Genomic DNA, 12,371 nt, shown 5'->3' on the forward strand with positions numbered 1-12,371 from the left:
CCGGAGCGGACCAGCATGTCCACGATCTCCAGGGCCTGCTCGCCGTTGTCCGGCTGGGAGAGGATGAGGTTGTCGATGTCGACGCCGAGCTTCTTCGCGTACTCGGGGTCGAGGGCGTGCTCCGCGTCGACGAAGGCGACCTGGCCGCCGGCCTTCTGCGCGTTCGCCACCGCGTGGAGGGTCAGGGTGGTCTTACCGGAGGATTCCGGTCCGTAGATCTCCACGACGCGGCCACGCGGCAGGCCACCCACGCCGAGGGCCACGTCCAGGGCGGTGGATCCGGTCGAGATGACCTCGATGGGCTCCTGGGTACGGTCGCCCATGCGCATGACCGCGCCCTTGCCGAATTGCCGTTCAATCTGTGCGAGCGCGGCATCCAGGGCCTTCTCGCGGTCGGTTCCTGCCATGGGTTCCACCCGATTTGCTTGAGTCGATCGCTTCACGTCAAAGACGCTAACGCCTGCCACTGACAATGCGCCTCGACGCACGTCCGGCCTGTGGATAACTCGGGCACTTCTCCCCCCAAACTACGTCGAAACGCCCGTCGTTGAGCCTGGCCGGTGCTCCCATAAGAATGGATGTTCGATTTTCGTGTCAAGCGCACCACACGGCACCTGGAGCACAGGCTCCCCGGTTCCCGGGCCGATCGCTCGGCCCGGACCGGGCACGCCCGACCGGGCAGACCGGCCCGGACACGGCCGACCGTGCCGAAGTACCGTGCGCCCCTACGGCCACGGTCGACCAGCAGGGGAGACAGACGGAGGTGCCGGACCGACGCGGCGGCCAAGCATGCCTTCGTCACACGGTTCCTCCAGGAGTTCCCCGCGGCGGCGGAGGCCGGCCGGGAGCATCCCGCGCTGCGCGGCCGCGGCAGGATCGTCTGGGCGGGGCTCCCCGGGTGCCCCGCCGGGATTCCGGCGCTGCTGCGCGGACTGCTCGATCGGGCCGCGGCCACCGCGGCGGAGAGGGTGCTCTGCAACGTCCTCATGGAGAGGGGTCTTCCAGACGGGCCCGGCCATGCCGGCGGCCCTGCCGTACCTGATCCGTCTCACGGCCGAGCCGGAGGCATCCGTACGGTCCAGGCTGCTGGAGCTCCTGCTCCTGGTCGCGGAGTTCTCACACTCCGTGGACAGGGAGGGCGAGCGCGCGGTCCAGCTCTTCGGCAGCAGACCGCGACCACCCCGAACGCGCGCAGTGCCGGGCGGTCTGTCCCTCCGTCCGCCCGGAGGCGGGCCCGGCGGCGTCCGGTCGCTCAGGAGCCGTCTTCCGCGGAGCCCTCGTCCGCGTGCCGTCGCTCGCCCGGCCGCCGTGCCGCCCACAGCCCCCGCGCGCGCGTGACCAGGCCGGGCCCCTCACCACGTCGGTGTCCGTGGACCCGAGGGTCGTCCGTGACGGCGTAGCGCTTCACGTACGCCCCCAGGAAGGCCTGCAGGGTGGCGATGGCCGGGATGGCGATCAGCGCGCCGACGGCACCGAGGAGCGCGGTGCCCGCGATGACCGAGCCGAAGGCGACCGCGGGGTGGATGTCGACGGTCTTCGAGGTCAGCTTGGGCTGGAGCACGTAGTTCTCGAACTGCTGGTAGATGACGACGAAGATCAGCACCCACAGCGCGTACCAGGGGTCCACCGTGAACGCGATCAGCATGGGCAGCGCACCCGCGAGATACGTGCCGATGGTGGGGATGAACTGCGACACGAGGCCCACCCACACGGCGAGCACGGGCGCGTAGGGCACGTCGAGTATCTGCAGCAGCACGAAGTGGGATATGCCGGAGACCAGCGCCATCAGGCCGCGCGAGTACAGGTAGCCGCCGGTCTTGTTCACGGCGATCTCCCACGCGCGCAGCACCTCGGCCTGCCGGGCGGGCGGCAGGACGGAGCAGATGGTGCGGCGCAGTCGCGGGCCGTCCGCGGCGAAGTAGAACGAGAACAGCGCGACCGTCAGCAGCTGGAACAGGCCGCCGATGACCTGAGCGGAGACGTCGAGGACGCCGGTGGCGCTGTTCTGCACGTAGTTGCGCAGCCAGTCGGAGCGCAGCAGGCCCTCCTGGATGTCGACGCGCTTGAGGTCCGTCTTGAAGTGCGCGTTGACCCAGTTGATGACGGAGTCGAGGTAGTCCGGGAACCCCTCGACCATCTTGATGATCTGCCCGGCGAGCATGGACCCGAGGAGCGTGACGAAGCCCGCGGCCACGATCACCACGCCGATGAAGACGACGAACGCGGCGAACCCCCGGCGCATGCCGCGTGAGGCCATCCAGCTCACCGCCGGCTCGATGGCGAGGGCCAGGAAGAACGCGATGAGAATGTTGATCAGCAGGCCGGTGAGCTGGTGGAACGCCCAGCTGCCGAGCTGGAAGACGGCGACGAGCGCGAGCGCGAGCACCATGGCGCGCGGCAACCAGCGCGGCATGCGTCCGTTCGGTCCGGCGGTCCCGCCGGCGGGGGGCAGGGCGGGCGGCGTCGTGCCGAACGGGGATGCCTGCCGGGCTGCCTGCCCGGTCTCGTCAGTGGGTGCCACGGACCAAGTCTCACTCACGCCACCGACAGCCGTCTGCCCGCCTGCGATCTTCGTGACCGGCCGGCGCTCCCAAGGGCCCGTCGGCAGCGTTCAGCGCTTCTCCCGGGGCACGTCCATCACCGAGCAGACCACCTGCCAGACGTCTTTGGCGTCCCAGCCGGAGTCCAGCGCCTCGTTCACCGTGCGCCCGCCGAGCTCCGACATGACGTGGTCGCGCGCGAAGGTGTCGGCGGCCCCCGGACCGAAGTGCTCCGCCATCCGCTGCCAGAAGACCGTCAACCGCATGACTCCAGTATCCCGCCCCTGGGGGTGGGCCTGAGCCGGGACCGCCTGCGCGCGCCCCTTCGCGCCCTACGGTCGGTCCATGGCCGCAACAGGAGCATCCGCACTCCCCCCGACGTCCCCGCCGCTCACCCCCGTGGCGCGCGCCGAACGCTTCGTCTGGCTCACCGCGCGCGTGCTGGAGCAACACCTCTTCGCGCACCACTTCCGCGGCGGCTCCGCCGACGCCGTGGAGACGGCCCTGGACGCCTACCGCAACGGGGACGGCGGGTACGGCCACGGCCTCGACCCGGACCTGCGCGGCCCGGTCAGCCAGCCGCTGCACACCGCCCGTGCCCTGCGCGTGCTGGACGCCGTCGGGCGGTGTGCGGGCCAACGGGTGGAGCGCGTGTGCCGCTATCTGACGTCCGTCTCCACGGCGGACGGCGCGCTGCCGGCGGTCCACCCCGGTCAGCGCGGCTGTCCCACCGCCCCGTTCGTGCCCGTCGTGGCCGACCCGCCCAGCGACCTGCTGGCCACCGGGCCGGTGGTGGGGCTGCTGCACCGCAACGAGGTGTGGCACGCGTGGCTCTTCCGGGCCACGGACTTCTGCTGGCAGGCGGTCGAGTCCCTGGAGAAGTCGCACCCGTACGAGATCGAGGCCGCCGTGGCCTTCCTGGACGCCGTCCCCGACCGCCCGCGCGCGGAGGCCGCCGCCGATCGTCTGGGCCGCCTGGTACGCGCACAGGGCCTCGCGGTACTGGACCCCGAGCGCCTGGACGCGTACCCGCTCTCCCCCGGCTACGCCCCGGGCGAGCACCACTTCCCGCACGACTACGCGCGGACACCCCACTCCCTCGCGCGCGCGTGGTTCACGGACGACGAGACGGCCCGCTCCCTGGATCACCTCGCGGCCCAGCAGGGCGAGGACGGCGGCTGGCCGGTCCGGGGGCGCCAGTGGGCCCCGGCCCCGGCGCTGGAAGCCCGTGCCATGGTGACGATCGACGCCCTGCGCACCCTCGGCGCGTACGGCCGGCCCGTCGGCTGATCACGCACCGAGCGCTCGCACCCCCGCGGTCACCACCACGGCAGCCGCGACGACGAGCAGGAAGGGCGCGCGCAGCAGCAGCGCCACGGCGGCGGCACCCAGCCCGGCGGCCCGTGCGTCCAGCACCAGCGTCTGTCCGTCGGCGAAGGTCTGCTGGGCCGTGAGGGCCGCGAGCAGCGCCACGGGCAGCAGGGCGGCCAGGCGTTTGACGACAGGCCGCTCCAGGGCGCCGGCGGGCACCAGCAGTCCGGCCAGCTTGACGGCGTAGCAGCCGAGGACGGTCACGCCGATGGCGATCCAGACGTTCATCGGCCGGCCCCCCGTCCCCGGCGCCGGCCGTCCGCCCACAGCACGACGGGTGCCGCCAGCGCGGCCAGCAGCACCGGCACGCCGGCGGGCAGGACGGGCAGCAGCCCGATGCCCAGCAGGACGGCGAGTCCGGCGGCGGCCCGCTCGGTGCCGCTCTTGAGCATGGGTGCGAGCAGCGCCAGGAACACGGCGGGTCCCGCGGCGTCCAGCCCCCAGGCGTCGGTGTCGCCGATGGCCTCGGCGCCCAGGGCACCCAGGAGCGTGGTGAGGTTCCACAGCACGTACAGGCTCAGGCCGGTCACCCAGAAGCCGATCCGTGCGGTGCGGCGCGTGGGCTGGGCCAGCGCGACGGCGGCCGTCTCGTCGATCACCCACTGGGCGGCGAACGGCCGCACCGCGCGCGGGAGGGCCAGCACCTGCGACAGCCGCAAACCGTAGAAGGCGTTCCGCACGCCGAGGAAGAACGCCCCCGCAGCGGCCGTGAACGGACTGCCCCCGCCGGCGAGGGCGCCCACCAGGGCGAACTGGGAGGCACCGGTGAAGACGAGGAGACTGAGGGCGCAGGTCTGCCACAGCGTGAGTCCGCTCCCGGCCGACGTCACGCCGAAGGCGAACCCGGAGAGCCCGACGGCCACCCCGACGCCCAGGGCGTCCCGTACGACGGCCCGGTCCGGCTTCCCGCCGGTATCTGCATTCTTGAGAGCTGTTTCTGCCACGCACAGAAAACTACGGCCGGCCGCTACGACGGGTCTTGTACGTTCTTGCGCCACGACGGGTCTTGCGCGTTCCTGCGCTCCCGCTGGTACGCCCCGGGAGGTACTCCGACGATCCGGCTGAAGTGCCGGTTCAGGTGCGGCTGATCGGTGAATCCCACGGCGGCGGCCACCTCCGAGGGTGCCGTCCCCGCGTCGAGCAGGCGCCGCGCCCTGCGGACCCGCGCGTCCGTGAGCCACGCGTGCGGTGGCATCCCGTAGGTGTCCCGGAAGGCCCGTAGCAGCGCGAACGGGCTGGTCCCGAGGTCGGTGGCCAACTGCTCCAGGCTCGGCGGCCGCGCCATCCGTTGTTCCAGCACGCCACGCGCGCGTGCCGCGATCGCGGCCCCCGCCGTGCGCACCGCACGCCTCGGCATGGGCCCGCCGTTCAGCCGCAGCAACCTCGTCACGGCGACCCGCAGCAGCGTGTCGGCGGCCAGCGCGTTGCCCTCGTCGGCGGCCCGCAGCACCTGGTGCACCAGCCCGACGGCGTAGGGGTCGTCCACCACCGGACTGACGAACCCCGGCGTCCCCCGCAGGGCCGTCGTCTCGGCCGCGATCTCCGCCACCACGTCGGCCGAGGGATACACCGCCCCGTAGCGCCATCCCTCGGGCACCCCGGCCCGCCCGGTGTGCGGAGTGTCCGGGTTCACCAGCGCGAGGGCCCCCGCCCCCGCGTACTGATCGCCGCCGCCGTGGTGGAACACCTCCACGCCGTCCGCGATGGCGGCGATCACGAAGTTCTCGTGTGTGTGCCGCACGAAGGTCTTGCGCACATACCGGGCCCGCAGCAGGTCCACCCCGGGCAGTTCCTCGTACTGCCAGTGCCGCGCGCGCTCGCTCATCCCCCCATTGTCCGGCCTGCGACCGGCAGCGGGACGGCGGGCGGGTACACGGCCCGCCCTCCGCTGAGCCGGCCGCGGGACGGCAGGCGGACTCGCCGCGGTCTCCGTTGTCAGTGCCGGGGTGCACGATGGACGCATGGTCAGCAAAGCGCCCGGCCCCCTCGACGGCTTCTCCCCCGCGACCCGCGCCTGGTTCACGGGCGCCTTCCCCGCGCCCACCACGGCCCAGGCCGGCGCGTGGCAGGCCATCCACGAGGGTTCGGACGTGCTGGTCGTGGCCCCGACCGGCTCCGGCAAGACCCTGGCCGCCTTCCTGGCCGCGCTGGACCAGCTGGCCTCGACCCCTCCCCCCGCCGACCCCAGGAAGCGCTGCCGCGTCCTGTACGTCTCTCCGCTCAAGGCCCTGGCCGTCGACGTCGAGCGCAACCTCCGCAGCCCCCTGACGGGCATCCGCCAGGAGTCCGTGCGGATGGGCCTGCCCGAGCCCGAGATCAAGGTGGGCATCCGTTCGGGAGACACCCCGGCAGCGGAGCGCCGCGCCCTGTCCACCCGGCCACCGGACATCCTGATCACGACCCCGGAGTCGCTGTTCCTGATGCTGACGTCGGCCACGCGCGACGCGCTGACCGGCGTGGAGACGGTGATCCTCGACGAGGTGCACGCGGTCGCGGGCACCAAGCGCGGCGCCCACCTGGCGCTCTCCCTGGAGCGGCTGGACGACCTCCTGCCGAAGCCCGCCCGCCGCATCGGCCTGTCCGCGACGGTCCGCCCGGTCGACGAGGTGGCCCGCTTCCTCTCCCCGCGCCGCAAGGTGGAGATCGTCCAGCCGGAGTCGGGCAAGGAGTTCGACCTGTCCGTGGTCGTCCCGGTCGAGGACCTGGGCGAGTTGGGCGGCTCCCCGGTGTCGGACGGCTCGGAGGGCGCCGAGCGCCCCTCGATCTGGCCGCACGTGGAGGAGCGGATCACCGACCTGGTCCAGTCCCACCGCTCCACGATCGTCTTCGCGAACTCCCGCCGCCTCGCCGAGCGCCTGTGCAACCGCCTGAACGAGATCGCCTACGAGCGGGCCACAGGGGAGCCCCTGGACGAGCATCACTCCCCCGCCGAGCTCATGGGCGGTTCGGGAGCCTCCCAGGGCGCGCCGCAGGTCATCGCCCGGGCCCACCACGGCTCGGTGTCCAAGGAGCAGCGCGCCCTGGTCGAGGAGGACCTCAAGGCGGGCCGCCTGCCCGCGGTCGTGGCCACGTCCAGTCTGGAACTGGGCATCGACATGGGCGCGGTCGACCTCGTCGTCCAGGTCGAGTCACCCCCGTCGGTGGCCTCCGGACTCCAGCGCGTGGGCCGCGCGGGGCACCAGGTGGGCGCGGTCTCCACCGGCGTGGTCTTCCCGAAGTACCGCGGCGACCTGGTCCAGGCGGCGGTGGTCACGGAACGCATGCGCACGGGCGCCATCGAGTCCCTCAAGGTCCCCGCCAACCCGCTGGACGTCCTGGCGCAGCAGATCGTCGCGATGACGGCGATGGACACCTGGCAGTTCGACGACCTCCTGGCCGCCGTCCGCCGGGCCGCCCCCTTCGCCTCCCTCCCCGAGTCGGCGTTCACGGCGGTTTTGGACATGCTGGCCGGCCGCTACCCCTCCGACGCCTTCGCCGAGCTGCGCCCGCGCGTGGTGTGGGACCGCGTCACCGGCGAGATCACCGGCCGCCCCGGCGCCCAGCGCCTCGCCGTCACCTCCGGTGGCACGATCCCCGACCGCGGCCTGTTCGGGGTCTTCCTCGCCGGATCGGACCCCAAGAAGGGCGGCGGCCGGGTCGGCGAGCTCGACGAGGAGATGGTCTACGAGTCCCGCGTCGGCGACGTCTTCACGCTCGGCACGAGCTCGTGGCGCATCGAGGACATCACCCGCGACCGCGTGCTGGTCTCCCCCGCCCCGGGCGTGCCGGGCCGGCTGCCCTTCTGGAAGGGCGACCAGCTGGGCCGCCCGCTCGAACTGGGCCGGGCGGTGGGCGCGTTCCTGCGCGAGGTCGGCTCGCTGTCCAAGGACGACGCCCGCCTGCGCCTGGTCGCGGCCGGGCTGGACGCCTGGGCGGCGGACAACGTGCTGTCGTACCTGGACGAGCAGCGCGAGGCCTGCGGCCACATCCCGGACGACCGGACGATCGTCGTCGAGCGCTTCCGCGACGAGCTCGGCGACTGGCGCGTGGTCGTGCACTCCCCCTTCGGCGCGCAGGTGCACGCCCCCTGGGCGCTCGCGCTCGGGGCCAAGCTCTCCGAGCGGTACGGCATGGACGCGCAGGTCATGCACGCCGACGACGGCATCGTGCTGCGCCTGCCCGACGCCGACCTGATGGGCCTGGACCTGCTGGACCAGGAACCGGTGAGGACGGGCCGGGAGTACGACGCCGAGCAGGCCCCCGTGGGCGCCGCCGACGTCGTCTTCGACAAGGGCGAAGTCGACCAGGTCGTCACCGACCAGGTGGGCAGCTCGGCCCTGTTCGCCTCCCGCTTCCGTGAGTGCGCCGCCCGCGCGCTGCTGCTGCCCCGCCGCACCCCGGGCCGGCGCACGCCGCTGTGGCAGCAGCGGCAGCGCGCCTCGCAACTGCTGCAGGTGGCGAGCGAGTTCGGCTCGTTCCCGATCGTCCTGGAGGCGATCCGCGAGTGCCTCCAGGACGTCTTCGACGTCCCCGGGCTGGTCGAGCTGATGGGCGACCTGGAGTCCCGCAAGGTCCGCCTCGTCGAGGTCACCACGCCCGAGCCGTCCCCCTTCGCGCGCTCCCTGCTGTTCGGTTACGTCGCCCAGTTCCTGTACGAGGGCGACTCCCCCCTCGCCGAGCGCCGGGCCGCCGCCCTGTCGCTGGACTCCCGGCTGCTGGCCGAGCTGCTCGGCCAGGCGGAGCTGCGCGAGCTGCTGGACGCCGAGGTGCTGGCCGAGCTGGAGCGGGAGTTGCAGTGGCTCACCGAGGACCGCCGCGTCAAGGACGCCGAGGGCGTCGCCGACCTGCTGCGCCTGCTCGGCCCGCTGACGGAGGCGGAGCTGACCGAGCGGGGTGCCGAACCGCGGTGGGCCGAGGAGCTGGCCGGTGCCCGGCGCGTCATCCGGGTCCGGATCGCCGGCGCCGACCACTGGGCGGCCATCGAGGACGCGGGCCGCCTGCGCGACGCGTTGGGCACCGCCCTGCCGGTCGGCGTCCCGGAAGCCTTCACGGAGCCCGTCAAGGACCCGCTCGGCGACCTCCTCGCCCGCTACGCCCGCACCCACGGCCCGTTCACCTCGGCGACCGCTGCCACCCGCTTCGGCCTGGGCGTCGCGGTCACCGAGGGCGCCCTCCAGCGGCTGTCCGCGGCGGGAAGGGTGGTCCAGGGCGAGTTCCACCCGGCCGGCATCGGCCAGGAGTGGTGCGACGCGGCCGTGCTGCGCCGGCTGCGCCGCCGCTCCCTGGCCGCCCTGCGGCACGAACTGGAGCCGGTGCCTCCGGCCGCGCTCGCCCAGTTCCTGCCCCAGTGGCAGCACATCGGCAGGGGGCACTCCCTGCGTGGCGTCGACGGCCTGGTGCGCGCCATCGAGCAGCTCCAGGGCGCGTCCGTGCCGGCCTCCGCCCTGGAGAAGCTGGTCCTGCCGTCCCGGGTCGCGAACTACACCCCGGCGATGCTGGACGAACTCACCGCCGCGGGCGAGGTCGTCTGGGCCGGGGCGGGCTCCCTGCCCGGCAAGGACGGCTGGGTCTCCCTCTACCTGGCGGACGCCGCCCCGCTGCTCCTGCCTCCCCCGCACCCCTTGGAGCTGACCGCCCTGCACCAGTCGGTCCTGGACACGCTCTCCGGCGGCTACGGTCTGTTCTTCCGCCAGATCGCCGACCAGGTCCGCGCCACCACCCATCCCGAGGCCACCGATCCCCAGCTGGCCGACGCCCTGTGGGACCTGGCCTGGTCGGGCCGGCTGACCAACGACACGCTCAGCCCTCTGCGCTCCCTGCTCGGCTCGGGCCGTACCGCCGGCTCCACGGCCCACCGTGCCAAGCGCGCGGTCCCGCGCGGCCGCTACGGCTCCCTGACGGCCGCGGCCCGGACGGCGTCCCGCTCGGGCCCGCCGACCGTCGCGGGCCGCTGGTCCCTGCTCCCGCCCCACGAGGCCGACGCGACCGTGCGGGCCCACGCCCTGGCGCGCACCCTGCTGGACCGGCACGGCGTGGTCACCAGGGGCGCGGTCGCGGCGGAGGGCGTCGAGGGCGGCTTCTCGGCGACGTACCGGGTCCTGTCCGTCTTCGAGGAGAGCGGCCAGGCCCGCCGCGGCTATGTCGTGGAGGGGCTCGGCGCCGCGCAGTTCGCGATGGACGGCGCGGTGGACCGGCTGCGGGCGGTGGCCAACGCCCGCGACCGCGGCGAGCCCCTGCCAGGACCGGCTTCCGGCCCCGACCCGTTCGCGGGCACCGGCGCCGACCCGTTCGCGCCCCCCGCTCCCGGCCCGTTCGCGGGCGCCGACCCCGGCCCATTCGCGGGCCCCGGCCCCTTCCCGGCCCACGACTTCGCCGGGCCGGACGACACCCCCTCCGCCGACCACACGGACGACCCGGGCCGCGAGGGCTTCCCCGGAGCAGGCTCCTCGTACGATCCGTCCAAGCCGGCCCCGGGCGAGTGGATCTCGCCCCGCGACTACGCACCGCAGGCCGCCCCGCCCTGGCAGAACGGCGGACGAGCGGCCTACGACTCCGGTTTCTCCGGCCGTCGCACCCGCGCGGACGCGTCCCGGGCCGTCGTACTCGCCGCCGCCGATCCGGCGAACGCGTACGGCGCGGCCCTGCCCTGGCCCGAGCCCCCGACCGGTGCCGGACACAAGCCGGGGCGCAAGGCGGGCTCCCTGGTGGTGCTCGTCGACGGTGAGCTGACGCTCTACATGGAGCGCGGCGGCAAGACCCTGCTCGCCTGGGCCGCCGATCCGGACGGCGACCCGGGTGACGATCCCCGCCTGCACACCGCCGCCGAAGCCCTGGCCTCGGCCGCCCGCGCGGGCTCCCTGGGCACGGTCACGGTGGAGCGCGTCAACGGCGCTCAGGCGCTCACCTCCCCGGTCGGCACCCTCCTGGAAGGAGCGGGCTTCATCGCGACGCCAAGAGGCCTCCGCCTGCGCGCCTGACGGCCGGACCACGACAGGGGCACCGTCCGTGCGCGCGGTCGACGTGCCACCCTTGGACCCATGCCCGAAGGAGACACGGTCTGGCAGGCGGCGAGGCGGCTGCACGACGCCCTCGCGGGCCACGTGCTGACCCGCAGCGACCTCAGGGTGCCCCGCTTCGCCACGGCCGACCTCACGGGCCGCACGGTCCTGGACGTCACCCCACGCGGCAAGCACCTCCTCACCCGCATCGAGGGCGGTCTGACCCTCCACTCCCACCTGCGGATGGACGGCTCCTGGAAGGTCTACGCGAACGGCCGGCGCTGGAGCGGCGGCCCCGGGCACCAGATCCGCGCGATCCTCGGCACCACGGAGCGCACGGCCGTCGGCTACCGCCTCCCCGTGCTGGAGCTGATGCGCACCACCGACGAACACCACGCGATCGGCCACCTCGGCCCCGACCTCCTGGGCCCGGACTGGGACCCCGACCTGGCCCTCGCCAACGTCCTGCGGGACCCGGCCCGCGAACTCGGCGAGGCCCTGCTCGACCAGCGCAACCTCGCCGGCATCGGCAATGTCTACAAGAGCGAGCTCTGCTTCCTGCTCGGCGTCACCCCGTGGCTCCCCGCGGGCGTGCTGCCCGCCGACCGCGCCGCGATGCTGCCGGTACTCGCCAAGAGACTGCTGGAAGCCAACCGCGAGCGCCCGACCCGCGTCACGACGGGCCTCCGCGGTCAGGACCTCTTCGTGTACGGCCGGGCCGGCCGCCCCTGCCTGCGCTGCCGCACTCCGATCCGGGTCGCCGACCAGGGCGACGGCTCCCGCGAACGCCCCACGTACTGGTGCCCGGCCTGCCAACCGGGCCCGACCCCGGCCCCGGCCCGGCGCATCAGCCGCGACGCCGCCCGCTGACGACCGTCAGAAGCACTCGTGCGGTCCCCTCATGCCGGTCGCGGCGTACGACTTCACCGGCCGCACCTCGTTCCTCACCGGCGCCGCGAGCGGCATCGGCCGCCAGCGCCTTCCTGCGGGCCGAGGCAGGCGCAACCGTGCGCTGCGCGGACCGCGCGCCCCAAGACCACCACTCCCACCCCCGCACCCCCACCCGCTAAAGCTCACCCCCGCCGCGCCACCCCCCGCACCCCGACCCCCCGCACCCTCACTCCGAGCGACCTCCGCAGCCGCCCCGCACCGACCACCACCCCGCCGGCCCGCCCCTTCGGCACACAGTGCACCGGCAGCACGCTCAGCCCCCACCCCCCGGCGGCCACCGTCGCCTCCAGCACCCCGGCCCCTGGCGACACCACCAACCGCACCACGGCCCACCACCACAGCGCCCCGAGCCCCAGCGCCGCCCCACGAGCCCCCCAGCCAGGGACCCCCCGGCGCCCTATCCCCGCCATGGCCGCCACCTCCAGCCCGACGCTATTCGGGTGCCCGGGCCCGCGCACAGGGCGCACCACCGGCACACAGGCGCACCGCACACGCCACCCCACACAGGAGCGCCGACCCCGCCCCTCTGAAA

General features: G+C 74.0%; 9 protein-coding genes. 3 read left to right on the top strand and 6 right to left on the bottom strand.

The annotated features are described in order from the left end of the window. The 3 genes from RIN80_RS23290 to RIN80_RS23300 form a co-directional block, all read right to left on the bottom strand. Positions 1 to 407: ATPase domain-containing protein (locus RIN80_RS23290; protein WP_309097599.1), on the bottom strand; the 407-nt coding region annotated here is incomplete at its 3' end. Between the two features lie 845 nt (positions 408 to 1,252). Next, positions 1,253 to 2,521 carry an AI-2E family transporter gene (locus tag RIN80_RS23295; RefSeq protein WP_309097600.1) on the bottom strand — a complete coding sequence of 423 codons (1,269 nt, stop codon included), beginning with the start codon at positions 2,519 to 2,521 and terminating at the stop codon, positions 1,253 to 1,255. A 90-nt stretch (positions 2,522 to 2,611) separates the two neighbouring features. Next, the gene (locus tag RIN80_RS23300) at positions 2,612 to 2,806 is read right to left on the bottom strand and encodes a DUF3046 domain-containing protein (protein WP_309097601.1); all 195 of its coding nucleotides are present in this window, start codon (positions 2,804 to 2,806) and stop codon (positions 2,612 to 2,614) included. A gap of 79 nt (positions 2,807 to 2,885) precedes the next feature. Between RIN80_RS23300 and RIN80_RS23305 the strand changes: the two genes are divergently transcribed. Further along, positions 2,886 to 3,830, top strand: a complete 945-nt coding sequence (locus RIN80_RS23305) for a hypothetical protein (RefSeq protein WP_309097602.1) — start codon at positions 2,886 to 2,888, stop codon at positions 3,828 to 3,830. Here RIN80_RS23305 and RIN80_RS23310 read toward each other — a convergent pair whose 3' ends face one another. From RIN80_RS23310 to RIN80_RS23320, 3 genes are read right to left on the bottom strand one after another with little or no spacing between them, the layout of a single operon-like run. Further along, positions 3,831 to 4,139 (bottom strand): AzlD domain-containing protein, encoded by a 309-nt coding sequence (locus RIN80_RS23310; RefSeq protein WP_094053822.1) that lies wholly within the window; start codon positions 4,137 to 4,139, stop codon positions 3,831 to 3,833. After that, on the bottom strand, positions 4,136 to 4,855 hold the full coding sequence (locus RIN80_RS23315) for an AzlC family ABC transporter permease (RefSeq protein ID WP_309097603.1): 720 nt from the start codon (positions 4,853 to 4,855) through the stop codon (positions 4,136 to 4,138). Before RIN80_RS23315 ends, RIN80_RS23310 begins: the two co-directional genes overlap by 4 nt. 23 nt (positions 4,856 to 4,878) lie before the next feature. Further along, complete coding sequence (locus RIN80_RS23320) at positions 4,879 to 5,736, bottom strand: AraC family transcriptional regulator (RefSeq protein WP_375141786.1); 858 nt, start codon at positions 5,734 to 5,736, stop codon at positions 4,879 to 4,881. Positions 5,737 to 5,872: 136 nt separating this feature from the next. Here RIN80_RS23320 and RIN80_RS23325 point away from each other — a divergent pair, with 136 nt between their 5' ends. Both RIN80_RS23325 and RIN80_RS23330 read left to right on the top strand, forming a co-directional pair. Further along, positions 5,873 to 10,867 (top strand): ATP-dependent helicase, encoded by a 4,995-nt coding sequence (locus RIN80_RS23325; protein WP_309097604.1) that lies wholly within the window; start codon positions 5,873 to 5,875, stop codon positions 10,865 to 10,867. A 60-nt stretch (positions 10,868 to 10,927) separates the two neighbouring features. Then, a complete protein-coding gene (locus tag RIN80_RS23330; RefSeq protein WP_309097605.1) occupies positions 10,928 to 11,758 on the top strand; it encodes a DNA-formamidopyrimidine glycosylase family protein in 831 nt (276 codons plus the stop codon). Positions 11,759 to 12,371 lie beyond the last annotated feature (613 nt).

This window comes from Streptomyces sp. (assembly GCF_031181705.1).
In the GTDB taxonomy this organism is placed as follows: domain Bacteria; phylum Actinomycetota; class Actinomycetes; order Streptomycetales; family Streptomycetaceae; genus Streptomyces.

Bases quoted from the DNA above. Each gene is read 5' to 3' on its own strand.
- RIN80_RS23310 (WP_094053822.1), bottom strand. From the start codon at position 4,139: ATGAACGTCTGGATCGCCATCGGCGTGACCGTCCTCGGCTGCTACGCC.
- RIN80_RS23330 (WP_309097605.1), top strand. From the start codon at position 10,928: ATGCCCGAAGGAGACACGGTCTGGCAGGCGGCGAGGCGGCTGCACGAC.
- RIN80_RS23305 (WP_309097602.1), top strand. From the start codon at position 2,886: ATGGCCGCAACAGGAGCATCCGCACTCCCCCCGACGTCCCCGCCGCTC.
- RIN80_RS23300 (WP_309097601.1), bottom strand. From the start codon at position 2,806: ATGCGGTTGACGGTCTTCTGGCAGCGGATGGCGGAGCACTTCGGTCCG.
- RIN80_RS23320 (WP_375141786.1), bottom strand. From the start codon at position 5,736: ATGAGCGAGCGCGCGCGGCACTGGCAGTACGAGGAACTGCCCGGGGTG.
- RIN80_RS23325 (WP_309097604.1), top strand. From the start codon at position 5,873: ATGGTCAGCAAAGCGCCCGGCCCCCTCGACGGCTTCTCCCCCGCGACC.